This window comes from Pseudomonas fluvialis, assembly GCF_002835605.1.
Classification (GTDB): domain Bacteria; phylum Pseudomonadota; class Gammaproteobacteria; order Pseudomonadales; family Pseudomonadaceae; genus Aquipseudomonas; species Aquipseudomonas fluvialis.
The window spans coordinates 83,911-110,509 of the sequence record NZ_PIYS01000027.1 but is presented as its reverse complement, the minus strand read 5'-3'; the positions used below and the strand labels follow the sequence as shown (position 1 = coordinate 110,509).

Sequence of the window (26,599 nt, the reverse complement as noted above, 5' to 3'; positions counted from 1 at the left end):
CGGCACATCGTTATCCCAGATCGCCTTGGGAGCCACTGCCGCCAGCAACTGCGCGATATCGTCCGCCGACTGCTGCAAGCCCCCTTCCAGAAGCAGCCGAAGCTGCTGCTGTTCTGCGCCCAGCCGGGTTGACAGCCCTTCCGCCAGACGCCCCTGTGTCTTGCCGGCCAGTGCCTGCAGGCCTGTCTGCACCTCGCCACTGGCCTGTTCCAGAGCTGACGACAGTGCTGCACTGTCCTGCTGCAAGCGTTGCGCCAACTGTTTCTCCAGCGCCCCCACGGTCACCCGCGCCAGCAACAAGGCCACCAACAGTTGCGCCAGCAGAGCCAGCAGCAGCGTGACCAGCACCGGCAACAGCAGACGGCTGCGCAACAGGGAAAACAGACTGATCACAACGACCTCCTCGGCACTTCGGCCAACACAACCCGCAGCGGCTGCAAAGGGTTAACGGCAGATAGTCTCTTCGGTATAGCCAGAAACCTGACTTTTTGCCGCACATAAAAAAACCGGGGGCACCCATCACTGGATGCCCCCGGCTATACACCGCGAATCAGGCGTAGGGATGACGCAGCACGATGGTCTCGTTGCGATCCGGGCCCGTGGAAATGATATCGATCGGCGCTCCGACCAGCGTTTCGATACGCTGGATGTAATTGCGCGCGGCCTGCGGCAGATCCTCCAGGCGCTGGGCGCCCAGGGTCGACTCGCTCCAGCCGGGCATCTCCTCGTACACCGGTTGCAGGCCGATATAGCTGTCGGCATCGGTCGGCGCATCGACCAACAGCTGGCCATTGGCATCCTGGTAGCCGGTGCAGATACGGATGCTGTCGAGGCCATCCAGCACATCCAGCTTGGTCAGGCACAGCCCGGAGATGCTGTTGATCTCAATGGCACGCCGCAGGATGACCGCGTCGAACCAGCCACAACGACGCGCGCGCCCCGTGGTGGAGCCGAACTCATGCCCTTGCTTGGCCAGGTAGGCGCCCGTTTCGTCAAACAGCTCGGTGGGGAAAGGCCCGGAGCCTACGCGCGTGGTATAGGCCTTGGTAATACCGAGGATGTAGTCGAGGTAGAGCGGACCAAAGCCCGAACCGGTGGCGGTGCCGCCGGCCGTAGTGCTGGAGCTGGTGACATAGGGATAGGTGCCATGGTCGATATCCAGCAGCGAACCCTGCGCCCCCTCGAACATGATGTAGGCCCCCTGACGGCGCAGCTCATGCAGGCGTGCCGTGACGTCGGTTACCAGCGGACGCAGCATCTCGGCGTATTCCATGCACTCGTCGAGTGTCTTCTGGAAATCGACAGCCGGCTCCTTGTAGTAGTTCTGCAGAACAAAGTTGTGGTAGTCGAGCAGCTCGCCGAGCTTGGCGGCAAAACGCTCGCGGTGGAACAGATCGGCAATGCGCAGACCACGGCGCGCCACCTTGTCTTCATAGGCCGGACCAATACCACGCCCGGTAGTACCGATCTTCGCATCGCCACGCGCTTTCTCGCGCGCCTGGTCCAGCGCCACGTGGTAAGGCAGGATCAGCGTGCAGGACGGACTGACGCGCAGACGCTCGCGCACCGGCACACCCTTCTCTTCCAGCTTGACCATCTCACGCAGCAGGGCGTCGGGGGCAACCACCACGCCGTTGCCGATCAGGCATTCGACGTTGTCGCGCAGGATGCCCGAAGGAATCAGGTGCAGCACGGTCTTCTCGCCATCGATGACCAGGGTATGCCCTGCATTGTGACCACCCTGATAGCGCACCACCGCAGCAGCCTGGTCGGTCAGCAGGTCGACGATCTTGCCTTTGCCCTCATCACCCCACTGGGTGCCCAGGACAACCACATTCTTACCCATAACGCTTACCTCTTTGCGAAAACGAAACGCCGGCCGCTGCCGACGCAAAACGATTCATGCCGTTAGCGACAACAGCTGCCAGCGCCCATCCAGCCATTCCAGACGCTGACTGCAACCGGCAGCCCGAGCTGCCTGCAAGTCCTGACCGGGCAGTGCCTGCAGCACCTGGCGGCCCTCCTGACGCAGGCGCTGGACCGCCTGCCACAGGTACAGATCATGGTTGTCCGGCGCCCAGATGGCGCCGACCGCCGGGGCCTCACGGAACTGGCCAAGCGAGACCAGGGTCTTCAGGTCCGTGGAAAAACCGGTTGCCGGACGGGCACGCCCGAAATCGGCACCAATGTCATCATAGCGACCGCCCTGGGCAATCGACTGCCCGACACCCGGCACGAAGGCGGCAAACACCACCCCTGTGTGGTAGTGGTAACCACGCAGTTCCGCCAGGTCGAAATACAGCGGCAGCTCGGGGAAACGCAGTTCAAGAGCGTCCGCGACAGCCACCAGCTCATCCAGCGCCTGCTGTACCGCAGGCGGCGCAGCCACCAGACAGGCCTGGGCCAGATCCAAAACATCGCGCTCACCGGACAGATCGACCAGCGCACGCAACATCGACGCCAGCTCACCCGGCAGACTGGCAGTCAGTTCGACCACTTCATCGATAGCCTTGCGTTGCAGCGCATCAAACAAACGCTGCTCCACTTCGCCGGTCACGCCGGCAGCCTCGCAAAGGCCGCGGTAGATACCGACATGGCCAAGGTCCATGTGCACATCCGCCACCTGGGCCAGGCTCAGGGTATCCAGCATCAGGCTGATGACTTCGATATCGCTGGCTGGGCTGGCATCGCCATACAGTTCGGCACCCAACTGGATGGGACTGCGCGATGTAGCCAGGGCACGCGGCTTGGCATGCACCACGCTACCGGCATAGCACAGCCGGCTGGGCCCCTCACGGCGCAGGGTATGCGCGTCGATACGCGCCACCTGCGGCGTAATATCTGCACGCAGGCCCATCTGCCGGCCAGACAGCGGGTCGGTCACCTTGAACGTGCGCAGGTCAAGATCCTGCCCAGCGCCCGTGAGCAAGGACTCCAGGTATTCGATGTGCGGGGTGATCACCAGCTCGTAGCCCCAGCGCTGGAACAGATCCAGCACCTGGCGGCGCGCCGCCTCGATGCACGCCGCTTGCGGCGGCAATACTTCTTCGATGCCATCTGGCAGAAGCCAGCGGTCTACCGTTGCCATGTTGCCATTCCCCTCTCAGCCGGTCGGCAAGCCTTCAGTGAAGCCAATACAGCAGGGCCGTGCCCAGCAGCATGCTGGCCAGCCCGATCAGGCGCAGCTGGCGTTCGGATAATTCGGCCAGCGCCAGCATGGCGGCGCGCCAACGCCCTGGATAGAGGAAAGGCAGGATACCTTCCAGCACCAGTAGCAGTGATAACGCGATGCCCAGTTCCTGCCACATCATTGCCGTAGACGCAAAAAAGCCGGGGTTATCCCGGCTGCCGCATGATAACACGCTAAAAGCTGCAAACCACAAGCCTCAGGCGGTCAGCCGGCAACACCCGTGCCGACTGACCGCCTGAGATCCTCAAGGCTTGGCGTTGCGCAAGTAGCGGAAGAAGTCGTTGTCCGGATCCAGCACCAGCACATCGCTCTTGCTGGCGAAGCTCTCGCGATAGGCCTGCAGGCTGCGATAGAAGGCGTAGAACTCGCGGTCCTGATTGTAGGCGCGGGCATAGATCTCGGCGGCCTTGGCGTCCCCGTCACCACGGGTTTCCTCGGCTTCGCGGTAGGCTTCGGCAATCAGCACGCGGCGCTGGCGGTCCGCATCGGCACGAATCCCCTCGGCCTGTTCGGCGCCCTTGGCGCGATGCTCACGCGCCTCGCGCTCACGCTCGGTACTCATCCGCTCGAAGACGCTGCGGTTCACCTCGCGCGGCAGGTCGATACGCTTGACGCGCACATCCACCACTTCGATACCCAGCTCCTGGCTGGCCATGCGATTGAGCGAACGGGTGATGTCGGCCATCAGCTCGTCACGCTTACCCGAGACCACCTCATGCAGAGTGCGCTTACCAAATTGGTCACGCAGACCGGCCTCGAGACGGCGCGAGAGACGCTCATCAGCCACCTGCTTGAGGCCCGAAGTCGCGGTATAGAAGCGCTCGGCATCCGCCACCCGCCACTTGGCATAGGCATCAACCATCACCGCCTTTTTCTCCAGGGTGAGGAAACGCGAAGTCTGCGAATCGAGCGTCAGCAAGCGTGCATCGAACTTGCGCACCTGATTCATCACCGGCACGCGAATATGCAGACCCGGCTGAACATCGGCCACTTCCACCTTACCGAAGCGCAGCAAAACGGCACGCTCGGTTTGCGAAACGATATAGAAGCTGTTCCAGGCGAGGATCACCAGCAGTACGCCGGTGAGCAGGCCAATCAGTGTCTTGTTACTCATCAGCGACCCTCCCGTGCACGCACATCACGCGACTGCAGATCATTGGCGATGCGCGCCCCCAGATCGGACGAACTACCACCCACGGCGGCACGCGGTGCTGCCGTGCCATCACGCGGCGCAACCATCTTGTCCAGCGGCAGGTAAAGCAGATTGTTCTGCCCCTTATCGCCAGTCACCAGCACCTTGCTGGTATTGCTGAAGACTTCCTGCATGGCTTCCAGGTACAGACGCTCACGCGTTACCTCGGGCGCCTTACGGTATTCGGTCAGCAGCTTACTGAAGCGCTCCGCCTCACCCTGGGCACGGGCAATCACTTCATCACGGTAGCCATTGGCATCCTCGATGATGCGCTGCGCCTGGCCGCGCGCCTCGGGCACCACGCCGTTGGCGTAGGCTTCCGCCTGGTTCTTGGCACGCTGCTCATCTTCGCGCGCACGGATCACGTCATCGAAGGCTTCCTGCACCTCGCGCGGCGCTGCCGCACTCTGCACGTTGACCTGGGTAACACTGATACCGGTGCGGTAGTTATCCAGGAACCGCTGCAGCCGCTCCTTGACCTCACTGGCCATCAGCTCACGACCTTCGGTCAGCACCTGATCCATGGCCGTGGAGCCAACCACATGGCGCAGAGCGCTATCGGTCGCATGCTGCAGACTGACTTCCGGCTGATCGACATTCAGCACGAAATCCTGCAGGTTGCTGATGCGATACTGCACGGTCAGCGGCACCTCGATGATGTTCTCATCCTCGGTGAGCATCTGCCCCTGGGCGCTGTAGGCGCGCTCGCGGGTAACGTTTTCCTGGAATTTGCGATCAATCGGCGGGAAATAGATATTCAGGCCCGGACCAACGGTTTCGTAGTACTTGCCAAAACGCAGCACCACAGCCTGTTCCTGCTCATCGACCACATACACCGCGCTGTACAGCCAAAGTGCTGCCAACACCGCCAACGCGATACCGATCAACCCCAGGCCACCGGCCGCCGAACCATTGCCGCTTCCCGAGGACTTCTTGCCGCCAAAGATGCCATTGAGGCTGTCCTGCAGCTTACGCAGGGCCTCATCAAGATCCGGCGGCCCCTGGCGTCCACCGCCCTTGCGACCACCCCAGGGATCCTGATTGTTCGAGTTGCCACCCGGCTCATTCCAAGCCATAGCGCTCTCCAGACTAAAAATGCCAAAACGCGCCCATTAGCGCGCCGCCCATGCTACCGAAAGCGCGAGGATGACGGGGAAATGCCATCGCCACGCATTATTGCAAAGTATGTTGCGCAATGAATTCCTGCGGCTGCAGTCCTTCACGACTGACCAGCCGATTCAGCTCGGCACGCGGCAAGCGCAGCTGCAGCAGGATATCCCCCTGCTCGTCATGCGCTTCGCCTTGCACGGCACCGGCGGCAAACAACTGGGCGCGCAGGCGCCCCAAACGCTGCGGCAGGCGCAGGGTAGCCGCGAACAGGTCTTCACCGAGCAGCTCGGCAATCGCCTGGCGCAACAGTTCCAAGCCCCGCCCGTCGCGCGCCGAGAGCCATACGCGCTGTGGCTTGCCGGCGGCATCGCGCTGGATATGCGGTTCGATACCTTCCAACAGGTCCAGCTTGTTGTACACCTCAAGCAACGGCACTTCGCTGGCGCCAATCTCTCCCAGCACCGCCAGCACTTGCTCGATCTGCAACTGCCGCTCGGGTTCGTGCGCGTCAATCACGTGCAGCAGCAGATCGGCGTTGCTCGACTCTTCCAGGGTGGCCCGGAAAGCCTCGACCAGCTTGTGCGGCAAGTGCCGGATGAAACCTACCGTATCGGCGAGGATGATTGGCCCAAGGTCATCCAACGGCAGGCGGCGCAGGGTAGGGTCGAGCGTGGCGAACAGCTGATCGGCGGCATATACCTCGGACGTCGTCAGGGCATTGAACAACGTCGACTTGCCGGCATTGGTATACCCCACCAGCGACACCGCCGGAATCTCCGCCCTACGCCGACCACGACGCGCCTGCTCACGCTGGCTACGCACCTTTTCCAGACGTTGGCGAATCTGCCGAATGCGCACGCGCAGCAGGCGGCGGTCGGTTTCCAGCTGGGTCTCCCCAGGGCCACGCAGACCAATACCACCTTTCTGGCGCTCCAAATGCGTCCAGCCGCGCACCAGGCGCGTACTCATGTGCTCCAACTGGGCCAGCTCGACCTGCAGTTTTCCTTCATGGGTACGCGCGCGCTGGGCGAAGATGTCGAGAATCAGCCCGGTACGATCCAGCACGCGACACTCGAACGCTCGCTCCAAGTTACGTTCCTGACTGGGTGTCAGGCTGTAATTGAAGATGACCAGTTCGGCCTCGCAGGCCTTGACCAGCTGCGCCAGCTCATCAACCTTGCCGCTGCCGATCAGATAGCGCGCCGTCAGTTGCTGGCGGGGCACGCTGACAAAGGCTGCCATTTGTGCACCGGCCGAACGCGCCAGCTCCTGAAACTCTTCGGGATCCTCGCGCACCGCCGGCTCTTGGCCTTCCAGATGCACCAGAACGGCGCGTTCTCCCCCGCCGTGGCGCTCAAAGAACAATGCAGAACTCCGACTTAGACGTCATCCGCCTCGCCTGCCTGTTCGCTGGCCGGCAAACGCACCGGACGGCTTGGCACCACGGTGGAGATGGCGTGCTTGTAGACCATCTGGCTGACAGTATTCTTCAGCAGGATGACGAACTGATCAAAAGACTCGATCTGCCCCTGCAGCTTGATGCCATTGACCAGATAGATGGAAACCGGGACGCGTTCCTTACGCAGGGTGTTCAGATAAGGGTCTTGTAGCGAATGCCCTTTTGACATGTGCCGCACTCCTTCAGGGATGAATCGTTATAGTTGTGAAAAACAAATCGCCACATATCCCTTAGGATAGACGGCTTCGGGAAATTCTCAGGCCAATATGGCGGCCGCTTGCAGGTATTTCAAGGCGCGCTCGACATTATCCTCGGCCTGGCTATCCAGCCAGTGCAACGGCGTCTGCCAGCCACGTAACCAGGTAAATTGGCGTTTGGCCAACTGGCGTGTCGCCGCCACACCGCGCTCGACCATGCTGTGACGTTCGATGTTGCCATCCAGGTACTCCCAGACCTGGCGATAGCCTACCGCACGCATGGATGGCAAACCGAGATGCAGATCGCCACGCGCACGCAGGGCTTCGACCTCGCTAATCAGCCCCTGTTCCAGCATCAGTTCAAAGCGCAGGGCAATACGTTCGTGCAATATCTGACGCTGCGCCGGGGCAATCGCCAACTGCGCGACAGTATAAGGCAAAAGCCCCTGGCTACCGCGCGCCTGCTGGCGCAGACGGTGCTCGCTCATGGTCAGCCCACTCAGCCGGTAGACCTCCAGGGCTCGCACCAGACGCTGTGGGTCATTGGGATGAATACGCTGCGCGGACTGTGGATCCACCCTGCGCAACTCCTCATGCAGCGCGGCATAGCCTTCGGCCGCCGCCCAGGCCTCCAGCTCCGCGCGCAGCACGGCATCCGCTGCCGGCATTTCCGCCAGCCCTTCCAGTAACGCCTTGAAATACAGCATGGTGCCGCCTACCAGCAACGGGATACGCCCCGCGGCGCTGATCCGTGCCATCGCCTGCAGGGCGTCCGCACAGAACTCGGCGGCCGAGTAACTCTCCAGCGGATCGCGAATATCCACCAGATGATGGGGGAACTCGGCCAGCAACTGGGCATCCGGCTTGGCCGTACCGATATCCATACCCCGGTAGATCAGCGCCGAGTCGACACTGATCAGTTCACATGGCAGGCGCTGCGCCAGCGCCACAGCCAGGTCAGTCTTGCCAGCGGCTGTTGGCCCCATGAGAAATATGGCAGGAGGAAGACTAGGCATCGGCACGCTCGCAGGCAACGGAAAGGGCAGGACGCGCTTCAGCGGCCGCGCAGGAACAGCTTGTCGAGGTCATCCATGGCCAACTGCGTCCAGGTCGGCCGGCCGTGGTTGCACTGGCCACTACGCTCGGTCTGCTCCATATCACGCAGCAAGCCATTCATCTCCGGCACACTCAGACGCCGATTGGCACGCACCGCGCCATGACAGGCCATGGTGCCCAGCAACTCGTTGAGGTGCGCCTGGATACGATCACTGCTGCCATATTCCAACAAGTCCGCCAGAACATCACGCACCAACTGGCCAGCCTGGGCCTGCTTGAGCAGCACTGGAATCTGTCGAATGGCCAGGCTTTCCGGACCGAGACGCTGCAGCTCGAAGCCCAGGCGAGCGAACCACTGGGCATGCTCTTCGGCACAATCCGCCTCACGCTGGCTCAACGCCAGAGACTCGGGCACCAGCAGCGGCTGGCCTTTCAGGCCTTCGCTGGCCATGGCCGCTTTGAGGCGCTCATACATGATCCGCTCATGGGCGGCATGCATGTCCACCAGCACCAGTCCCTGGGCATTTTCCGCGAGGATATAAATCCCCTTGAGCTGAGCCAAGGCATAGCCCAGCGGCGGAATATCCGCCTGGGCGACCGGCAACTCGGTGCTGGACGCCTGCTCCTGATAAAACTCGCGGTATACGCCCTGCTGGTCGGCCAGCGGCACGCCAGGCGAGCGCGGTGGCATATAGCCGGACGATGCAGGTGCAACAACAGTGCTGGCCTCATAGGCCGGCAAGCCGGCGCCGGACTGGGCAGCCAGGCTCATCTCGCCCTGCGGACCGAACTCGCCCGCCTGCAGACCACTGGCACGCGGTATCTCAGGCAGCGCGGCAGGCGCCGCCAACTGATCCTGCGGGCGAACCTCCGCCAGCGCTCGATGCAGGGTGCCGTAAAGGAAGTCATGCACCATGCGACTGTCACGGAAGCGCACTTCATGCTTGGTCGGGTGGACATTGACGTCCACCACGGCCGGTTCGACCTCGAAAAACAGCACGAACGCCGGATGTCGGCCGTTATACAAGACATCACGGAAAGCCTGGCGCACCGCATGCGCCACCAGCTTGTCGCGCACCATGCGGCCATTCACGTAGAAGTACTGCAAATCCGCCTGGCTGCGCGAAAAGGTTGGCAAACCCACCCAGCCCCATAGCCGCAGGCCACTGCGTTCCACCTCGATAGGCAATGCCTGCTCCAGGAATGCCGGGCCACAGACATTAGCCACACGACGCGCACGGCTCAGCGGATCATCCGCGGCATGCAGGGCTAGCACCGTCTTGCCGTTGTGGCGCAGATTGAAGGCCACATCGAAACGGGCCAGGGCCAGACGACGAATCACCTCCTGCAGGTGATCAAACTCGGTTTTCTCCGCACGCAGGAACTTGCGCCGCGCTGGCGTATTGAAGAACAGGTCGCGAACCTCCACCGAGGTGCCCTGGGGATGCGCTGCCGGTTGGACGCGCGCTTCCATTTCCCGGCCTTCGCTTTCCACCTGCCAGGCCTGCTCCGCACCTGCAGCCCGCGAGGTCAGCGTCAAACGCGACACCGAGCTGATCGAAGCCAACGCCTCACCGCGAAAGCCCAGGCTGAGCACCCGCTCCAGATCCTCCAGGTCACGGATCTTGCTGGTGGCGTGCCGCGCCAGAGCCAGCGGCAGATCCTGCATATCGATACCGCGACCGTCATCGCGGACCTTGAGCAGTTTCACGCCGCCCTGCTCGACCTCCACATCAATGCGTCGCGCACCAGCATCCAGGCTGTTTTCCAGCAGCTCTTTGGCAACCGAAGCCGGGCGCTCAACCACTTCACCGGCGGCGATCTGATTGGCCAGTCGCGGACTGAGCAGGGCAATCCGCGAAGGCGGCGTCGGAATATCTAGCTCGCTCATGGCTGTACCGCCACGGTGGTTTGCGGAATCTGCAGCACCTGGCCGACCTTGATAGTGTCGCCGCGCAGATTGTTGGCCGAGCGCAGCGCCACGAGACTGACCTGGTAACGCTGGGCGACCAGCGCCAAACTGTCCCCTGCCGCCACCACATGCTCACGCGGCCCCTGGGCGATGATCTTGCCCGAATCACGGAGCCAGGCGATGTAGGTGCCGGCCGGCGGATTTTCATGGAAGAACTGGCGAATACCCGTGCGAATCGAATTGGCCAGGGCCTGCTGATGAGCGGCGGTGGACAGCTTGCGAGCCTCGCCAGGATTGGAGATAAACCCGGTCTCCACGAGGATGGACGGAATATCCGGCGACTTCAGCACCATGAAGCCCGCCTGTTCGACGCGCTTCTTGTGCAAGGGCGTGACCCGCCCCATGTTGCTCAACACCTTTTGCCCGACATTCAGGCTCGACGACAGCGAGGCGGTCATCGACAGGTCGAGCAACACGCCGGCCAGCATACGATCCTTGTCATCCAGACTGACGCTGCCTACCCCACCGATCAGGTCGGAACGGTTTTCGCTATCGGCCAACCAGCGCGCGGTTTCCGAGGTGGCACCCCGATCAGACAATGCATACACCGAGCCGCCGAACGCCGAGGAGCGCGGCGCGGCGTCGGCATGAATGGACACAAACAGATCAGCCCCTTTCTTGCGGGCAATCTCGGTACGTCGGCGCAGCGGAATGAAATAATCGCCGGTACGCACCAATTCGCCACGGAAGCCCTTCTCCTGGCTGAGCTGGCGCTGCAACTCGCGGGCAATGGCCAGGGTCACATGCTTCTCATAGAGTTTTTTGTCCGGGCCGATGGCCCCAGGGTCCTCGCCGCCATGGCCGGCATCGATGGCGATGATGATGTCGCGCTTGCCACCCGGCGGCGGCGGAAGGCGCGCCGGCGCCTGCGTAGGCGTGACGGGCAGGCTGGGCTGCACGGGGGGCACGTTACTCGGCGCTTCGCCATCAAACAGATCGACGACCAAGCGATGCCCGTATTGCTGATTGGGTTCCAGTGTGAAGCTCTTCGGTGTAACCCGCGCACTGAGGTCAAGCACCATGCGCAACTCACCGGGCGCGCGTTGCGCAGCGCGCACGGCGCGGATCGGCGTATTGCTCAGATTGAGCTGTTCAAGGGCCATCTGCAGTTGCGCACCACTGACATCAATGACGATGCGTTCGGGTGCAGCCAGGGTGAATACGCTGTGTTTCACCGGACCACTCAGGTCAAACACCAGGCGTGTGTTGTCCGGCGCACGCCACAGGCGCACACCGCGGATATCCGTGGCAGCCAGCACTGACCCGGCGACACTCAGCAAACACAGGCCCAGCACAGCCAACGGTACGCGCCAGCGCATACAGTTCCCCTCGTTTATAAGTCTTGACCCGCGCGCAGCTGCTCGCACCAACGCTGCGCGCGCGGGGTGCGAGCCTGCAGGTGCAGGCAACGGCCCTCGCCGCTGGGCGCAATGGTAATGTCCAGCTCAGCGCTTGGCAAAACACCTGCGCCGCGTTCCGGCCACTCGATCAAACACAAGGCATCCTCGGCGAAATAGTCGCGAATCCCCAGAAACTCCAGCTCCTCGGGATCAGCCAGACGATACAGATCGAAGTGATAGGCCTGACCGTCGGCCAACTCATAGGGCTCGACCAGGGTAAAGGTCGGACTCTTCACCGCGCCCTGATGCCCCAGACCGCGCAACAGGCCTCGCGACAGCGTGGTCTTGCCGGCCCCCAGATCACCGCGCAGATAGATCACGCCATGCCCACCACATACCTGCCCCAGGCGTGCACCAAAGGCCTGCATGGCTTCTTCGCCATGTATCTCCATGCTCAGTTGCAACATGGGCTGTGCTCCTCCAGCAACTCACGAATCACTCCGACCAGCTCACTGGCCAGCAGGCCTCGCCCGGCCTGCCCCAGGCGCTCACCGGCACGCGCATGCAGCCAGACCGCCAGCTCGCTGGCCGGCAACGCCGCCAGCCCCTGAGCCAACAAGGCACCGATCAGACCGGCCAAGACATCGCCCAACCCCGGCCCGGCCATCGCCGGATGGCCATGCTCACAGAGACGCAGGGTATGTCCATCCGTCACCAGACTACCGGCGCCCTTGAGTACCACCACGGCCTGGTAGCGTTGCGCCAGACGCAGGGCCGCTGCCGGCCGGTCATCCTGCACCTCGGCCAGACTGCAACCCAGCAGGCGCGCCGCCTCTCCCGGATGGGGCGTGAGTACTGCACCGGCGCGGATCTGCACCCGCCCCGCCGCCAGCAGGTTCAAGGCATCGGCATCCCAGACCTGCGCGCCCTCGAACTGCGCGGCCGCCGTCAGCAGGCTGCGCCCCCAGGCGCCCTGACCCAGGCCGGGGCCGACCACCAGCACATCATGCCCCGGCAGCAGCGCCAGCAACTGCCCACTCGACAGCAGCCCGCGCACCATCAGCTCGGGACAACGCGCGAGCGCGCCCGCCACATGCTCTTCCCGCGTCGCCAGGCTGACCATACCGGCACCTCCGCGCAAACCACTCTGCGCCGCCAGCAGCGCCGCACCGCCATAGCCACGTTCTCCGCCAACCACCAGCAGACGTCCGCAACGCCCCTTGTGCGTGGTGCGCGGACGCGCCGGCAAACGCTGCAGGTTGCCTGCCGTCAGGCGCTGCGCCATGGCAGGCGCCGCTGCGCAGAGCGCCGCATCAGCCTGCAGATCGGCAAAACACAGTTCACCCACCTGATCAGGGCCCGCCCCGGTGAACAGGCCCAGCTTGAGAGCTATAAAGGTAACCGTCAGATCGGCGCGCACCGCCGCACCCCATAGCCGGCCAGTGTCGGCACACAGCCCGCTGGGGATATCCAGCGCCAGACACGGCAGGCCGCTCGCATTGATCCGCGCCACTGCCGAGGCATAAGGTTCGCGCAGCTCGCCCGCAAGCCCGGTGCCGAGCATGGCATCGACCAGCAGACCGTCCAGCACGGCCTCGGCGTGCCAGGGCTGCACCTGCAGACCCTGCGCGCAGGCCTCGGCGTACGCCTGCGCCGCCGCATCGCGCAACCTGGCAGGATCAGCCAGGCTATACACCTGCACATCCCAGCCGGCTCGCCGGGCGAGAACCGCCAGCAGGTAACCGTCACCCGCATTATTGCCAGGCCCGGCCAGCACACAGAGTTTGCGCAGCTGCGGCCAGCGGCGGCGCAAGGCACGCCAAGCGGCCTGAGCCGCCCGCTGCATGAGCACAGCGCCCGGCGTGCCGGCAGCCATCAAGCGGGCATCCAGCGCGCGAACCTGTGCCGCGTCGTGCAACGACAACGGCCAGGACGAAGGGTATTCGGACATGGGTACTCCTGCGGCAACTCTGGCAAAATTATACCCCGCTTCCCCTGCACGCTGGCCTGCCATGCCTACATCGCCACTCGACCTAGCCACCCTGGCTGCCTCCATCAAGGAATGGGCCCGTGAACTGGGCTTCCAGCAGGCCGGCATCTGTGAGCCGCAACTGGACGAACAGGAGGCACACCTGCAACGCTGGCTGGATGCCGGCTACCACGGCGAGATGGACTACATGGCCGCGCACGGCAGCAAGCGCAGTCGCCCCGCCGAACTGGTGCCCGGCACGCTGCGGGTCATTTCCCTGCGCATGGACTACCTGCCTGGCGACACGCGAATGAGCCAGCGCCTGGCCCAGCCGGAACAAGCCTATGTCTCGCGCTATGCGCTGGGCCGTGACTATCACAAGCTGATCCGCAAACGCCTGCAGCAACTGGCCGAACGCATCCAGCAGGCCATCGGCCCCTTCGGCTTCCGTGCCTTCGTCGACAGCGCGCCGGTGCTGGAGCGCGCCATCGCCCGCCAGGCCGGCCTCGGCTGGGTAGGCAAGCATAGCCTGATCCTCAACCGCCGCGCCGGCAGCTGGTTCTTCCTCGGCGAGCTGTTCGTCGATGTGCCCCTGCCGGTCGACGCCCCGCTGGATAGCGAACACTGCGGGCGCTGCACCGCGTGCCTGGACATTTGCCCGACCCAGGCCTTCGTAGCGCCCTATGTGCTGGATGCACGGCGCTGTATTTCCTACCTGACCATCGAGCTGAAAGGCCCTATCCCCGAAGCGCTGCGGCCGCTGATCGGCAACCGGGTGTTCGGTTGCGACGACTGCCAGATCGTCTGTCCGTGGAACCGCTTCGCCCGCCCCAGCGAGCAAAGCGACTTCCAGCCGCGCCACGGACTGGACAACAGCAGCCTGGCGGAGCTGTTTCTATGGAGCGAGGAAGAATTTCTGCAGCGCACCGAAGGCTCGCCACTGCGGCGCGCCGGCTATCAGCGCTGGTTGCGCAACCTGGCCGTAGGGCTCGGCAACGCCCCCTCGACCATCCCTGTACTGCAGGCCCTGCGCGCCCGTCAGGACGACCCCAGCGAACTGGTCCGCGAGCACGTCGCCTGGGCGCTGCGCCAGCACGCCGAACGCGACGCCCAGTAAGCCACTGGCCGCCTGGCCTTCAGCGCAGAGGCCGCGTGACCCACCTACAGCTTGAGCAGGTGGCGACGATAATGCTGCAGCTCGGCAATCGACTCGCGGATGTCATCCAGCGCCTGGTGCGTACCGCGCTTCTGGAAGCTTTCCTTGACCTGCGGCGCCCAGCGCTCGGCGAGAATCTTCAGGGTTGAGACATCCAGGTTGCGATAGTGGAAATAGCCCTCCAGAGTCGGCATGTAACGCACCAGAAAACGCCGATCCTGACCGATGCTGTTGCCGCAGATTGGTGATTTGCCGCGCGGCACCCACTGTTCGAGGAACGCCAGGGTCTGCGCCTCCGCTGCAGCCATGTCGGTGCGGCTGTCACGCACCCGCTGGGTCAGCCCGCTCTCGCCATGCGTACGGGTGTTCCATTCATCCATACCCGCCAGCACGGCATCGGGGTGATGAATGGCGATCACCGGCCCCTCGGCCAGCACATGCAGATCACTGTCGGTAATGATCGTGGCCATTTCCAGAATGACATCGCGCTCCGGCTCCAGGCCGGTCATTTCCAGGTCGATCCAGATGAGATTCTGCGGGTCTTGCATAGCCAAAGGCTCCTGACAGGCGGTGGGAAACGCTGATCGGGCAATCAGCGCAAGCTGCTACGCGGGTAGCCAGCCAAGGCTGGTCAAAACAGCCGAGTGCGCAGTGTAGCAATTAGCACTGTGTTTAACGGGCCTGAGCAAAGACCCGCCTGCTCACGGCATGCGCCACACCAGCAGGGCACCAGCCCGCCAATCGTGCAACTCGATGCGCTGCGTAGGCGCCACGCCAGGAATGGCAAAACTGTTGCTGACCAGCAAGCTGCCATGCCCCATCTCGGCCTGTGCTTTGTCCCACACACGCGGCATGGGTGCGGGCGAGAGAAAGCAGTAGACCAGCGCGTAGGGCGCCAAGTCGACCTGCCACAGACTGCCATAGCGCACTCGGCAGTTAGCCAGCGGCAGGCTGCGCAACCAACCGAGCAGAAACACCAACGGCGCACTTTCCACACCATGAAACTGCCGTTGCGGATTGGCGCGTGCCAGTCGGGTAAGACTGCCTGCCAGGCCGCTGCCCAAGTCGATAAAGGCCGCATCGTCGGGCAACGGGTCAAGCAACTGCTGCAAGGCCCGCTCCGCCGGCGCACTGCTCAGATAGAGCGGCACCCGCTCGCCCAGACTGTTCCAGTTGGCCAGTAGCAGCAGAGCGAACATCGACGCCGGCAGCCAGGCCGGCCAGTCCAGCTGCTGACCCAGCACGACCGCCGGCATGAATAACAGACTGATGGGCAGCCACCAGCGCGGCAAGCCCAGCAGATGCCCCGTCACAGCAGCCAGCCCGCCCTGTAGCCCGGCCAGGGCCAGGCCAGTCAGCGGCCACCCCGTCAGTCGCCAGACAACCGGCAACACCGCCCAGGCCAGCAACCCGGCCAGCACCTGCAGCAGCAGCGCCAGCACGGCTGGATAACGCCTTAGCCAAGCCACAGCCCATTTCCTCGCAGCCCCCGATGACGCGCAGTGTAGCGGCGCGGCGCGCCCGACGCGCGTGCTAAACTCGCGCATCCTTCAACCTGCGGACCCCCCATGGCCAAACGCCAACTCAGTCGCCGGCAAAGCTGGCGCATCGAAAAAATCCAGGAAGAACGCAGCGCCCGCGCCGCCAAGCGTGAGTCCCGCGCCCTGGAGGAACTGCAAGGCGGCGACCTCGGCGAGGAGCAGAACGGCCTGGTCATCGCCCATTTTGGCGTACTGATTGAAGTCGAAGCGCTGGATGGCGAGCAGGCAGGCCAGGTATTCCGCTGCAACCGGCGCAGCAACCTGCCGGCACTGGTTACCGGCGACCGCGTCGTGTGGCGCCCCGGCAACCAGCAGAACGGGGTGATCGTTGCACTCCTGCCGCGCCACTCCGAGCTATGCCGGCCCGACATGCGTGGCCAACTCAAGCCGGTTGCAGCCAACATCGATCAGATCGTCATCGTGTTCGCCCCGCTGCCGCATCCACACGCCAACCTGATCGACCGCTACCTGATTGCCGCCGAGCATGCCGGTATTCGGCCGCTGCTGCTGCTCAACAAGGCCGACCTGCTGGACGAACACAACAGCGCGCACATCGACCGTCTGCTGGCCACCTACCGGCAACTCGACTATCCGCTGCTGGAAGTCTCGGCACAGGATGGCGCCGGCATGGACGAACTGCGGCAACGCCTGGATGATCGTGTCAGCGTATTTGTCGGTCAGTCGGGGGTGGGCAAGTCATCGCTGGTCAACGGTCTGCTGCCGGGCATCGACACGCGGGTCGGAGCACTCTCCGAGCAGACCGGCAAGGGCACGCACACCACCACCACGGCACGCCTGTTTCACTTCCCCAATGGCGGAGAGCTGGTCGACTCGCCCGGCATCCGCGAGTTTGGCCTCGGCCATGTCAGCCGACAAACCATCGAGGAAGGCTTCATCGAGTTCCGCCCGCTGCTCGGGCACTGCCGCTTCCGTGACTGCAAACATGACCGCGAACCCGGCTGTGCCCTGCTCGCTGCACTGGCAGACGGGCGCATCCAGGAACAACGCATGCACAGCTACCGGCACATCATCGCCAGCCTGCCGCAAGACAGCTACTGACGCGGCTCGCCCATTTGCAACACGCCCTCTTCGAAGATATTCAGGCGCTCACGCAGCTGCCCGGCCGGTAGCGGCTCGGGCGGCGTATCTGTCGCAGGAGAAGCGGCGGACGGCGCATCCGACGCTTCGTCATTTTGCTCGCTCTCGATGGTGCGCTGAGCCTTCTTGGTCAGCACCACGATGTCGATACGCCGGTTCACAGGATTGAAAGGATCTTCGCGATCAAACAATGCCGAAGAGGCGTACCCCACGACACGCGCTACCTGTTCCTCCGGGTACCCCCCAAACACCAGGGTACGACGGGCAGCATTGGCACGATTCGAAGACAACTCCCAGTTACCAAAGCCACCCGCACCGGCAAAGGGTTTGGCATCGGTATGCCCGCTAATGCTGACCTTGTTCGGCACCCCCTTGATGGTGTCGGCCATGATCAGCAGGATATCTTCGAAGTACGGCTGCAACTGAGCGCTACCGAGGTTGAACATCGGCCGGTTATCGGCATCCATGATCTGTATGCGCAACCCGTCCTGGGTAATCTCGAAGAGAATCTGATCCTTGAACTTCTGCAGCTCGGGGTTTTCCTCAACCTTGTTCTGCAGCTCCTGGAGCAGCATCTCCAGGCGCTCGCGCTCGACCTTCTCGGCCAGGTTCTCCGCGACATCCGGACTGATCTTGACCTGCTCAGGCGGATTGACCTCGGTTTCCCCTTCAGGATTGATGTGTAACTCGTCGGCGTCGGTACGCCCCTGGGAATCCGGATTGAGCGTGCGATCCGGCGCCACGGTAGGCGTACCCCCCAGGTCGATGACATAGGGGCTGGCACTTTCGGTAAAGCCGATAGGGTCCTGAAAGTAACCAGAAATGGCTTTTTTCTGCTCCGGCGTAGCCGAGGTCATCAGCCACATCACCAGGAAGAACGCCATCATCGCCGTGGCAAAGTCAGCAAAGGCAATCTTCCAGGCCCCGCCATGATGGCCACCGGCAACCTTCTTGATGCGCTTGACGATAATCGGCTGATTGTTTTCCACGATTCAGGCCTGTTCAGCTGCCACGCATGGCCTGTTCCAGCTCGCTGAAGCTGGGACGATGTGCCGGATAGAGCACCTTGCGACCAAACTCCACGGCCAGAGTGGGTGGCATCCCGGACGCCGAAGCCACCAGCGCGGCCTTGATGGCCTCGTAGACGTTCAGCTCTTCCTTGGCATCATGCTCCAGCGCATTGGAGAGCGGCGCAAAGAAACCATAAGAGGCCAGGATGCCGAGGAAGGTACCCACCAGTGCAGTACCCACTTTCTCGCCAATCTGCGCGTTATCCGCCGTGGCAAGAATGGACATGGTAATCACGATACCCAGCACCGCCGCCACGATACCCATCGCCGGCATGCCATCGGCCACCTTGGCCACCGCATGGGCGGGGTGCTCAAGGTCTTCCTTGAGGCTGGCCAGCTCCATGTCGAACAAGCCCTCCAGCTCATGGGGCGCCATGTTGCCCGAGGACATGATGCGCAGGTAATCGCAGATATAGGCGGTCATGCGCTGATCCTTGAGGATCGCCGGGTACTTGGTAAAGATCGGGCTGGACGCAGGCTCCTCGACATCCGCCTCGATGGCCATCATGCCTTCACGACGACTCTTGTTGAGAATCTCATAGATCAGCTTGAGCACCTCCAGATAGAAGGTGTGGGTAAAGCGCGAACCGAACATGCTCAGCGACTTTTTGAACACATGCATGAAGGCGCTGGCCGGGTTGGCCTGCAGGAAAGCCCCCAAGGCGGCGCCGCCGATGATCATCACCTCGAAGGGATGCACCAGCGCCATGATTTTGCCCCCGGAAAGCACGAAGCCCCCCAGCACGCAACCGAAAACGACGAGAATGCCGACTATTTTGATCATCTGGACACTTGCACGAGCGATGGGAAGGGTGTTTGCAACAAGCCCTTCTATTTATCGGAACATATACGCCAGACTATAGCCCCCGAAGGCGAAATGCCAGTTGGACTGCATGCCCATGACGTCTGCCCCGCCCCTGCCCCGCAGCATCGAAGGCTGGATCAAGCACCTTGATCCGGTGCGCCTGCCAATTGCCCGCGAGCAACATCTGCGCATCAGTCGTGCACTGGCTGACAGCCGCCTGTCATTACGCGACATCGCCTTGCAAATGCAGGACTGCCCGGCCATTGCCCTGAGCCTGCTGCGCGAAGCCAACCGCCCACGCAGCCCTCTGCACAGTCCGGCAGAAAGCCTGGAAGTCGCGCTTACCCGACTGGGCATCGGTCGTTGCGAGCAACTGCTCGGCCAACTCCCCCAGGCGGAGAGCAGCCGAATCCCTCCGCCACTGCGGCAACTGGAGCTGATCAGCCTGCATGCCATGCAACAGGCCAACGGACTGTTCGCCCATCGCCTGGCCCGCCTCTGGCAGGAAGTGCACTGGGGCAGCCTGCTGTTCCTCGCGCCCCTGTGGCCGCTGCTTGCCGCCCATCCGACACTGTTCCTGGCGTGGGAACAACGCGTACTGGCTGCCGGTGAACCTGCCCGACAGGTCGAGCAGGAGCTGCTTGGCGTGCCCCTGCTGCAGCTCTGCCAGGCACTGGTCGAACACTGGCGCCTGCCACAGTGGATCATCGATGGTTATCGCCTGCTCAACAGCGACAAGCGCCTGCTCGTCAAAGCACTACATATTGCCCGCGACCAGGAACACCCACTCCAGCAGCAACACCAACTGGATGCCGATCCTGCCCTGCGTCGCTGGCTGGGGCAGCCTGCACACAGCCTGCTACTGGCCAATGGCCTGGCCGTAGCCGCTCACCACAGCTGGAGCACTCCGCACAGCCTACGCTGGCAGCGTCTGGCCGGGCTGTATCTGCAGCAACCCCTGGAACTGCTGCAACAGCAGGTTCACCAGCACGCCGTGAGCAGTGCGCGACTGCATGCTCAAGCCGATCTCTGGCACCCGGCCGAAGCCCTGCTCTGGCCATGGGACTGCCAGCGCCTGCACGTTGTGCGCAAGGACAGCCACGCACAGGCAACTGCACCTGCGAGCAGCCGTCTGCACGAGGACTGGAAACCACTCTGCACGGAGTTGCTCAAACAGCCCAGCCCGTTCGACAATCTATTGCAGCTGACCAGCCACGCCTGCCGCGCGCTACGCGCCTGCGGCCTGCAGCGCATCCTGCTGCTGCTTGCCGATCGCCAGCATACCCGCCTCGTCGCCCAGCAAAGCAGTGGGCTCAGCGGCCTGAAGGCGGGGTTCAGCCTGGACCCCGCCAGTAGCCAGATCCTCAAGCGACTGCTGCAGAAACCGGCCCAGCTGCGCCTGGAGCCCGCCAATCAGGCGCAATATTCCGCGTTACTACCCGGCAACCTGAAAGCCCTGTTCCCCAGCGAACACCTGCTGCTGCGTTCGCTGGCCAGCCAGGAGCGCGTAGTCATGCTGCTGGTCTGCGACCAGCAGGGCATGCCCTTCAGCAGCGAACAACTGCATGCCTTTGGCAAAACCGTGCAATGTATCGAGCGCGCCCTGGACAACTTCAGCCGCCGCGCACGCTGATGCTTTCCGCTACAATCGCTGCACCCTCAAGCCCTGGAGCCCCGGCATGCGCGCCTTTTCCTCCCTGCCCCTGGTGATCGAGCCGGTCGACCTGGCTGAGCGCCTGCACGCCCCCGAACTGATCCTCGTTGACCTGCGCAGCCTGGAGCAGTATCGCGCCGGGCATATCCCCGGCGCCCGGCACGTTGACAGCAAGCGCACCCAGCGCAGCGCCAGCCCAACGCCGGGCCTGCTGCCCGAACTCGACGCCTTGCAGCAACTGTTCGCCGAGTTGGGGCACCGCGAAGAAGCCGTTTACGTGGTGTATGACGATGAAGGTGGCGGCTGGTCGGGACGCTTCATCTGGTTGCTCGACTGCATCGGACATAGCCGTTATCACTACCTCAATGGCGGCTGGCTGGCCTGGAATGCCGAGCAGCGGCCACAAAGCCAGGAAGAGCCGCCTCTCGGCCAGGGCGAACTGCAACTGACGCTCAACGACGCACCGACCGCCAGCCGCGAATACCTGCAGCAACGCCTGGGCGCCAATGACCTGGCAATCTGGGATGCCCGCTCAGCGGCCGAATTCAGCGGTGCAAAGGTGCTCGCGGCGCGGGGTGGACACATCCCCGGCGCCATCAACCTGGAGTGGACTACCGGCATGGATACGCAGCGCCAACTGCGCATCCGCCAGGATATCGGCGCCTTACTGGCGACCCACGGCATTACTGCCGATAAGGAAGTCATCACCCACTGCCAGACTCACCGCCGCTCCGGCTTCACCTACCTGGTCGCCAAGGCGCTTGGTTACCCGCGTGTCAAAGCCTATGCCGGCTCCTGGTCGGAATGGGGCAACCTGCCCGACACGCCCTGCGAACTCTGAAGGATCATCATGAAAGAACGTCTGTTCATCATCAGCCAGTACCTGCTGCCCCACCACCTGCTCTCGCGCCTGGTCGGCTGCCTGGCCGAATGCCGCGTGCGCTGGGTGAAAAACGCCTTTACCCGCTGGTTCGCCCAGCGCTATCAGATCGACATGAGCGAAGCGCAGGTCGAGGCACTGGATGGCTATGAGCATTTCAACGCTTTCTTCACGCGTGCCCTCAAACCCGGCGCCCGCCCACTGGACAGTGCAACGGACAGCGTACTGTGCCCTGCCGACGGCGCCATCAGCCAGCTTGGCCGTATCGAGCACGGTCGCATCTTCCAGGCCAAGGGACACAGCTTCAGTGCCGTGGAATTGCTGGGCGGCGATGTGCAGCGTGCCGCCCCCTTCCTCGGCGGGCAGTTTGCGACGGTCTACCTGTCGCCGCGCGACTACCACCGGGTGCACATGCCGCTGAGCGGCACACTGCGGGAAATGGTCTACATCCCTGGCCGCCTGTTCTCGGTCAACCAGAGCACGGCAGAAAATGTCCCTGAACTGTTTGCCCGTAACGAGCGCGTCGCCTGTATCTTCGACACCGAATGCGGGCCGATGGCCGTGGTATTGGTCGGCGCCATGATCGTTGCCAGTATCGAGACCGTCTGGGCCGGCCTGGTTACCCCGCCGCGCCGCCAACTGAAGACGCAGCGTTATGACGAAGCCGCACGCGCGCCCATTCAGCTGGAAAAGGGTGCAGAGCTCGGCCGTTTCAAACTGGGCTCGACCGCTATCGTGCTGTTCGGCCCGCAACAGGTGCAATGGCTCGACGAGCTCGCCGCCAACAGCCCGGTGCGCATGGGGCAGGCTTTGGCCAAGCAGGTCGCACAAACGCACACCGAAGCCGCGCAGAGCGAGGCAGCAGCACCGACAAACTGCTAGAGTGCAAGAAAACACTGGCGGCGGCGGCGTCTTGAGCGCTGACCACCGCACACCGGATCATGGAGTCACGGCAAGCAATGGATAGTCCTCGCCCCCAGCTGCGTCTTCGGGTGCCTACACCCGATCGACACAACCTGAGCTTCTGCGACGGTTCGCTACGCGATCTGCGTCGCTGGGTGGCCGGCCTGCCCAAGGCCAACATCGGTGAAACCGCACGCCAGCTGTATCAGGCCCTGGTGGAACTCAACCAGCTGCAGTGCGCCAGCGAACAGCGCCTGCAAATGCTTGAGCTGCTGCGTCCGGAAATTCATTTCGTCTGTCAGCATCTGGAACGCCATTTCATCGGCCAGGCCATCGTGCTTGACGAGCGTCCGCGCAAGGTTGCCAACCTCTGCCAGGCCCTGCAAAACCACCTGGCCATCGGCTACAAACTGATTGTCAGCCAGGCGCTTCAGGAACCCAGCAACCGACAGCGCGACAATCACCTACTGATTGCCCTGCAACGCGCCATCCGCAGCCTGACCGCCCCGCTGGTGCGCGCCAGCCAGCTTTACTGCCCGGTGCCGGAAGGCCTGTGGCTGGAGCTGCACCAGCTGTACCAGATCGCCAGCCAGGCTCAACTGGCCGAGCAGCCGGTCAGCGATGGTCTGGCACGCCATGGCAACGCCATGAGCTGCGCACAGAGTTACCTGGTTGCCTTGCTGCTCGGCTGCGCACGCACCAATCAGATGCGCCAGAGCGGCATTGCCCGACTCGCTGAAATCCTCGAAGCCTGGAGCCTGCTGGCACGCCTGCTGCCTGCCAGCGACAGCGCCAGCCTATTCGCCATTGCACCACAACAGGATGGCCCGCCGCGTTTCAAGTCGCTCTTTGGTAGTGCCGAGCAGCAACACATGCTTGGCCTGGATACCCATCCACTGGCTGACAGCATCAAGGAATACCTGCTGCTGCCCGAGGAAGAACGGCAAGGCTCGCGCCTACTGGTTCCCGCGCACTTCAGCGTGGACATGTTGCAACACCTGGCCGCCGCATGGGGCGATATTGCCGAACGCACCTTCCAGCGCAACCAGGGCCAGGGGCAACTGACCCTGTGTATCGGCATGAGCGCTTTGCACTACTACCTGGGCGAGCGCAAGACCCTGGCACAGCAGCTCAAGCGTCCGGAAGTCCCCAAGCAGGCGGTGTTCGCCAGCGATGCCGGCGCCGCCCAGGATATATGGGGCAACGCCTTTGATGCACAACCCGGCATGCGCTGGGACGCCGGGCTGGATATGGAAGAGATTCAGTACAAGCCTGCTGCAGAGAGCGAAGAGACTGGCTTGGGGAGCGACGCCGACAGCGACGAATATCCCGTGCATGAACTGCCTATCGTTAACCACAGCCCCGGCGGCTATTGCCTGAGCTGGCCACGCGAGGTTCCCAGCCAGCTGCAGACCGGCGAGCTGCTCGGCATACAGGACATGCCAGGACGCGCCTGGACCGTGGCCGTGGTGCGCTGGATTCGCCAGGTGCGCGGTGGTGGCACGCAGATGGGTATCGAGCTGATCGCCCCGCAGGCGCAACCCTGCGGCCTGCAACTGATCCGCAAGCAGGAACAAAACAGCCAGTACCTGCGCGCCCTGCTACTGCCGGAAATTCGCGTGATCTCCCGCCCCGCCAGCCTGATTACGCCGCGCTTACCGTTTCAGGAAGGGAGCAAGGTACAGCTCAACCTGCAGGGCGAAGAGCACCGTGCAACGCTTGGCAGACGCCTGTGTGCCACCGGCAGTTTCAGCCAGTTCCAGTACCGTCTGACCGATGCCGCCGACCACCCGGAAGGGAAGCCGGTCACAAGCGGGAAAGCCTCCGGGGTCAGTCTGGAGGAAGACTTTGACTCCCTCTGGAAGTCGCTGTAGATTCGCCAAACCCTTATTTTTCCAGCTTTTTAGCGCCTTTAGTGCGCAAATAGACCTGCCATGGCCATTGCAAAAAAAACCATCCGCCTGCTGATTCTCGAAGACTCGCAGAACGAAGCAGAGCGTTTGGTCAGCCTGTTTCGCAATGCCGGGCATGCCACCCGAGTGCATCGCCTGACGTCCAGTGACGATTTGGCCGAAGCCCTGCAACAGAGCTGGGATCTGCTGATTGCCGCACCTTACAGCGAGCACCTGGACCCGCACGAAGCACTCAACGCCATTCGCCGGCAGGCCAAGGACATCCCCTTTATTCAGCTGGTCGTGGACAACGATCCGGACAACATTACCGAAGCCTTGCAACTGGGCGCCCAGGATGCCCTGCCAGCGGGAGAGGACGAACGTCTGCTGCTGGTGGCCAAGCGCGAGCTGAGCAACCTTGAAGAACGTCGCGCCAGACGCAGTGCGGAAGTGGCCTTGCGCGAAGCAGAAAAGCGCTGCCAGCTGTTGCTCGACAGCTCGGTAGACGCCATCGCCTACGTACATGACGGCATGCACATCTACGCCAACCGTGCCTACGTGGAGATGTTCGGCTACGCCGATGGCGAGGAACTGGAAGGCATGCCAATGATCGATCTGATTGCCGGCAGCGATCAGGGTGCCTTCAAGGACTTTCTCAAGAGCTACCGTAGCGGTGAGGAGAGTGCCGAGCTCAGCTGCCAGGGAGCACACATCGACGGCAGCCAGTTCAGTATCCGCATGAGCTTCTCGCCGGCCACCTACGATGGCGAACCCTGCATCCAGGTGGTACTGCGCGCTGAAAGCAGCAATGCCGAGCTGGAAGAAAAACTCCGCGAAATCAGTAGCCAGGACCTGGTCACCGGTCTGTACAACCGCCCACACTTCCTCGAACTGATGGATGCGGCAGTAGAACGCGCCGTCAGCCAGGGACAAAGCGCTACGCTGGCCTATATTCGCCTGGATCGCTACGCCAGCCTGCTTGCCGAGGTAGGCATTGCCGGCATCGACCTGCTGCTGGCCGACCTCGCCCACCTGCTGCGCGAACACTTTGCCAGCGACGCCCAACTGGCACGTTTTGGCGATGATATCTTCAGCGTACTACTGCCCGGGCAACATCCAGAACAGGCACACGCTGCGCTTCAGGCTCTCCTGAAGAAAGTCGAAGCGCATCTTTTCGAAGTCAGCGGACGCACCGCACAAACCACCCTGAGCATCGGCGTGGCCGGGCTCAATGAAAAAACCGCACGCGCCCAGGACATTGTCGATCGCGCCCATCGCTGCGCCGACGAGTTGCGCGACGGCAATGGCATCAAGCTCTACGATCCGGCTGAAGAACTGGCCGCTGCCGCCAGCCGCGGCAACATCCAGGCCATGCTGCAACAAGCCCTGGAGACCAACGGCTTCCGCCTGCTGTTCCAGCCGATCATCAGCCTGCGTGGCGACAACGAAGAGCACTACGAAGTGCTGCTGCGCCTGCACAACGCACAGGGCGAGGAAGTCCCGCCCGCCGAGTTCCTCGCCGCCGCCATGGAGCTGGGGCTGGCAGAGAAAATCGACCGTTGGGTGATCCTCAACTCCATCAAGCTGCTTGCCGAGCACCGCAACAAGGGCCACAACACCCGACTGTTCGTGCACCTGACAGCCAGTAGCGTGCAGGATCCGACCCTACTGCCTTGGCTGAGCGTGGCCACCAAGGCAGCCCGCCTGCCGGCCGACGCCCTGGTCCTGCAGCTCGCCGAGCCGGATGCCATTGCCTACCTGCGCCAGGCCAAGGCACTGACCCAGGGCTTGGCGCAACTGCACTGCAAAGTCGCACTGAGCCAGTTCGGCTGTGCCATCAACCCGTTCAACAGCCTTAAGCACCTGCATGTCGACTTCGTGAAGATCGACAACTCCTTCAGCCATGACCTGGCCAACCCGGAAAACCAGGAAGCCCTGAAGACCCTACTGGCCAGCCTGCATGCCCAGGCCAAGTTGACCATCGTACCCTGCGTGGAAAGCGCCTCGGTGCTCGCCACGCTGTGGCAGGCCGGTGTCAACTACATCCAGGGCTACTACTTGCAAGGTCCCAGCCAGTCGATGGATTACGACTTTTCTTCCGGCGACGAGTGATTG

23 protein-coding genes are annotated in these 26,599 nt (G+C 63.1%); 7 read left to right on the top strand and 16 right to left on the bottom strand.

All coding sequences use genetic code 11. The annotated features are described in order from the left end of the window. Window positions 1-550 precede the first annotated feature (550 nt). From CW360_RS13450 to CW360_RS13395, 12 genes are all read right to left on the bottom strand, one after another. Complete coding sequence (locus tag CW360_RS13450; RefSeq protein WP_101194042.1) at window positions 551-1,846, bottom strand: adenylosuccinate synthase; 1,296 nt, start codon at window positions 1,844-1,846, stop codon at window positions 551-553. Window positions 1,847-1,900: 54 nt separating this feature from the next. Then, the gene (locus CW360_RS13445; protein ID WP_101194041.1) at window positions 1,901-3,088 is read right to left on the bottom strand and encodes an ATP phosphoribosyltransferase regulatory subunit; all 1,188 of its coding nucleotides are present in this window, start codon (window positions 3,086-3,088) and stop codon (window positions 1,901-1,903) included. A gap of 34 nt (window positions 3,089-3,122) precedes the next feature. Next, the gene (locus CW360_RS13440; protein WP_101194189.1) at window positions 3,123-3,308 is read right to left on the bottom strand and encodes a DUF2065 domain-containing protein; all 186 of its coding nucleotides are present in this window, start codon (window positions 3,306-3,308) and stop codon (window positions 3,123-3,125) included. Between the two features lie 126 nt (window positions 3,309-3,434). Further along, window positions 3,435-4,304 carry a protease modulator HflC gene (gene hflC / locus CW360_RS13435; protein WP_093984968.1) on the bottom strand — a complete coding sequence of 290 codons (870 nt, stop codon included), beginning with the start codon at window positions 4,302-4,304 and terminating at the stop codon, window positions 3,435-3,437. Then, on the bottom strand, window positions 4,304-5,458 hold the full coding sequence (hflK, locus tag CW360_RS13430; RefSeq protein WP_093984967.1) for an FtsH protease activity modulator HflK: 1,155 nt from the start codon (window positions 5,456-5,458) through the stop codon (window positions 4,304-4,306). The genes hflC and hflK overlap by 1 nt, the downstream gene beginning before the upstream one ends. A 97-nt stretch (window positions 5,459-5,555) precedes the next feature. Next, a complete protein-coding gene (gene hflX / locus CW360_RS13425) occupies window positions 5,556-6,857 on the bottom strand; it encodes a ribosome rescue GTPase HflX (RefSeq protein ID WP_101194040.1) in 1,302 nt (433 codons plus the stop codon). A gap of 14 nt (window positions 6,858-6,871) precedes the next feature. Next, entirely contained in the window at window positions 6,872-7,120 is a 249-nt protein-coding gene (hfq, locus tag CW360_RS13420) for an RNA chaperone Hfq (RefSeq protein ID WP_093984965.1), read from the bottom strand. An 87-nt stretch (window positions 7,121-7,207) separates the two neighbouring features. Further along, on the bottom strand, window positions 7,208-8,164 hold the full coding sequence (miaA, locus tag CW360_RS13415; protein ID WP_101194039.1) for a tRNA (adenosine(37)-N6)-dimethylallyltransferase MiaA: 957 nt from the start codon (window positions 8,162-8,164) through the stop codon (window positions 7,208-7,210). Between the two features lie 38 nt (window positions 8,165-8,202). Then, entirely contained in the window at window positions 8,203-10,095 is a 1,893-nt protein-coding gene (gene mutL / locus CW360_RS13410; protein WP_101194038.1) for a DNA mismatch repair endonuclease MutL, read from the bottom strand. Next, window positions 10,092-11,495 carry an N-acetylmuramoyl-L-alanine amidase gene (locus tag CW360_RS13405; protein WP_101194037.1) on the bottom strand — a complete coding sequence of 468 codons (1,404 nt, stop codon included), beginning with the start codon at window positions 11,493-11,495 and terminating at the stop codon, window positions 10,092-10,094. Before CW360_RS13405 ends, mutL begins: the two co-directional genes overlap by 4 nt. 14 nt (window positions 11,496-11,509) lie before the next feature. Then, the gene (gene tsaE, locus CW360_RS13400; RefSeq protein WP_101194036.1) at window positions 11,510-11,983 is read right to left on the bottom strand and encodes a tRNA (adenosine(37)-N6)-threonylcarbamoyltransferase complex ATPase subunit type 1 TsaE; all 474 of its coding nucleotides are present in this window, start codon (window positions 11,981-11,983) and stop codon (window positions 11,510-11,512) included. Next, on the bottom strand, window positions 11,971-13,467 hold the full coding sequence (locus CW360_RS13395) for an NAD(P)H-hydrate dehydratase (protein WP_101194035.1): 1,497 nt from the start codon (window positions 13,465-13,467) through the stop codon (window positions 11,971-11,973). The genes tsaE and CW360_RS13395 overlap by 13 nt, the downstream gene beginning before the upstream one ends. 61 nt (window positions 13,468-13,528) lie before the next feature. Here CW360_RS13395 and queG point away from each other — a divergent pair, with 61 nt between their 5' ends. After that, the gene (gene queG / locus CW360_RS13390; RefSeq protein WP_101194034.1) at window positions 13,529-14,602 is read left to right on the top strand and encodes a tRNA epoxyqueuosine(34) reductase QueG; all 1,074 of its coding nucleotides are present in this window, start codon (window positions 13,529-13,531) and stop codon (window positions 14,600-14,602) included. A 44-nt stretch (window positions 14,603-14,646) separates the two neighbouring features. Here queG and orn read toward each other — a convergent pair whose 3' ends face one another. Next, window positions 14,647-15,189: an oligoribonuclease gene (orn, locus tag CW360_RS13385; RefSeq protein ID WP_093984958.1), complete on the bottom strand. Its 543-nt coding sequence runs from the start codon at window positions 15,187-15,189 to the stop codon at window positions 14,647-14,649. 153 nt (window positions 15,190-15,342) lie between these two features. Beyond that, entirely contained in the window at window positions 15,343-16,110 is a 768-nt protein-coding gene (locus tag CW360_RS13380; RefSeq protein WP_101194033.1) for a trans-aconitate methyltransferase, read from the bottom strand. Window positions 16,111-16,209: 99 nt separating this feature from the next. On the opposite strand from CW360_RS13380, the gene rsgA reads away from it, so the two are divergent. Continuing rightward, window positions 16,210-17,241 carry a small ribosomal subunit biogenesis GTPase RsgA gene (rsgA, locus tag CW360_RS13375; RefSeq protein ID WP_101194032.1) on the top strand — a complete coding sequence of 344 codons (1,032 nt, stop codon included), beginning with the start codon at window positions 16,210-16,212 and terminating at the stop codon, window positions 17,239-17,241. Here the strand turns inward: rsgA and motB are convergent. Together motB and motA are read right to left on the bottom strand one after the other, a co-directional pair. Further along, a complete protein-coding gene (gene motB, locus CW360_RS13370) occupies window positions 17,235-18,269 on the bottom strand; it encodes a flagellar motor protein MotB (RefSeq protein WP_101194031.1) in 1,035 nt (344 codons plus the stop codon). The two genes, rsgA and motB, sit on opposite strands and share 7 nt — an antisense overlap. A gap of 13 nt (window positions 18,270-18,282) precedes the next feature. Then, a complete protein-coding gene (motA, locus tag CW360_RS13365) occupies window positions 18,283-19,134 on the bottom strand; it encodes a flagellar motor stator protein MotA (protein WP_093984954.1) in 852 nt (283 codons plus the stop codon). A 115-nt stretch (window positions 19,135-19,249) separates the two neighbouring features. Between motA and CW360_RS13360 the strand changes: the two genes are divergently transcribed. From CW360_RS13360 to CW360_RS13340, 5 genes are all read left to right on the top strand, one after another. After that, the gene (locus CW360_RS13360) at window positions 19,250-20,788 is read left to right on the top strand and encodes an HDOD domain-containing protein (protein WP_101194030.1); all 1,539 of its coding nucleotides are present in this window, start codon (window positions 19,250-19,252) and stop codon (window positions 20,786-20,788) included. Between the two features lie 46 nt (window positions 20,789-20,834). Further along, window positions 20,835-21,650, top strand: coding sequence for a rhodanese-like domain-containing protein (locus CW360_RS17135; protein ID WP_101194029.1), 816 nt, complete (start codon window positions 20,835-20,837; stop codon window positions 21,648-21,650). A gap of 3 nt (window positions 21,651-21,653) precedes the next feature. Further along, window positions 21,654-22,571, top strand: coding sequence for an archaetidylserine decarboxylase (gene asd, locus CW360_RS17130; RefSeq protein WP_245874729.1), 918 nt, complete (start codon window positions 21,654-21,656; stop codon window positions 22,569-22,571). Window positions 22,572-22,648: 77 nt separating this feature from the next. Continuing rightward, window positions 22,649-24,466, top strand: a complete 1,818-nt coding sequence (locus CW360_RS13345; protein WP_093984950.1) for a molecular chaperone — start codon at window positions 22,649-22,651, stop codon at window positions 24,464-24,466. A gap of 60 nt (window positions 24,467-24,526) precedes the next feature. Continuing rightward, window positions 24,527-26,596 carry an EAL domain-containing response regulator gene (locus CW360_RS13340; RefSeq protein ID WP_101194027.1) on the top strand — a complete coding sequence of 690 codons (2,070 nt, stop codon included), beginning with the start codon at window positions 24,527-24,529 and terminating at the stop codon, window positions 26,594-26,596. Window positions 26,597-26,599: the final 3 nt, after the last annotated feature.

Excerpts from the sequence above, each read along its gene's own strand:
- CW360_RS13450 (WP_101194042.1), bottom strand. The coding sequence starts at position 1,846 with ATGGGTAAGAATGTGGTTGTCCTGGGCACCCAGTGGGGTGATGAGGGC.
- CW360_RS13445 (WP_101194041.1), bottom strand. The coding sequence starts at position 3,088 with ATGGCAACGGTAGACCGCTGGCTTCTGCCAGATGGCATCGAAGAAGTA.
- CW360_RS13440 (WP_101194189.1), bottom strand. The coding sequence starts at position 3,308 with ATGTGGCAGGAACTGGGCATCGCGTTATCACTGCTACTGGTGCTGGAA.
- hflC (WP_093984968.1), bottom strand. The coding sequence starts at position 4,304 with ATGAGTAACAAGACACTGATTGGCCTGCTCACCGGCGTACTGCTGGTG.
- hflK (WP_093984967.1), bottom strand. The coding sequence starts at position 5,458 with ATGGCTTGGAATGAGCCGGGTGGCAACTCGAACAATCAGGATCCCTGG.
- hfq (WP_093984965.1), bottom strand. The coding sequence starts at position 7,120 with ATGTCAAAAGGGCATTCGCTACAAGACCCTTATCTGAACACCCTGCGT.
- miaA (WP_101194039.1), bottom strand. The coding sequence starts at position 8,164 with ATGCCTAGTCTTCCTCCTGCCATATTTCTCATGGGGCCAACAGCCGCT.
- mutL (WP_101194038.1), bottom strand. The coding sequence starts at position 10,095 with ATGAGCGAGCTAGATATTCCGACGCCGCCTTCGCGGATTGCCCTGCTC.
- CW360_RS13405 (WP_101194037.1), bottom strand. The coding sequence starts at position 11,495 with ATGCGCTGGCGCGTACCGTTGGCTGTGCTGGGCCTGTGTTTGCTGAGT.
- tsaE (WP_101194036.1), bottom strand. The coding sequence starts at position 11,983 with ATGTTGCAACTGAGCATGGAGATACATGGCGAAGAAGCCATGCAGGCC.
- CW360_RS13395 (WP_101194035.1), bottom strand. The coding sequence starts at position 13,467 with ATGTCCGAATACCCTTCGTCCTGGCCGTTGTCGTTGCACGACGCGGCA.
- queG (WP_101194034.1), top strand. The coding sequence starts at position 13,529 with ATGCCTACATCGCCACTCGACCTAGCCACCCTGGCTGCCTCCATCAAG.
- orn (WP_093984958.1), bottom strand. The coding sequence starts at position 15,189 with ATGCAAGACCCGCAGAATCTCATCTGGATCGACCTGGAAATGACCGGC.
- rsgA (WP_101194032.1), top strand. The coding sequence starts at position 16,210 with ATGGCCAAACGCCAACTCAGTCGCCGGCAAAGCTGGCGCATCGAAAAA.
- motA (WP_093984954.1), bottom strand. The coding sequence starts at position 19,134 with ATGATCAAAATAGTCGGCATTCTCGTCGTTTTCGGTTGCGTGCTGGGG.
- CW360_RS13360 (WP_101194030.1), top strand. The coding sequence starts at position 19,250 with ATGACGTCTGCCCCGCCCCTGCCCCGCAGCATCGAAGGCTGGATCAAG.
- CW360_RS17135 (WP_101194029.1), top strand. The coding sequence starts at position 20,835 with ATGCGCGCCTTTTCCTCCCTGCCCCTGGTGATCGAGCCGGTCGACCTG.
- CW360_RS13345 (WP_093984950.1), top strand. The coding sequence starts at position 22,649 with ATGGATAGTCCTCGCCCCCAGCTGCGTCTTCGGGTGCCTACACCCGAT.
- CW360_RS13340 (WP_101194027.1), top strand. The coding sequence starts at position 24,527 with ATGGCCATTGCAAAAAAAACCATCCGCCTGCTGATTCTCGAAGACTCG.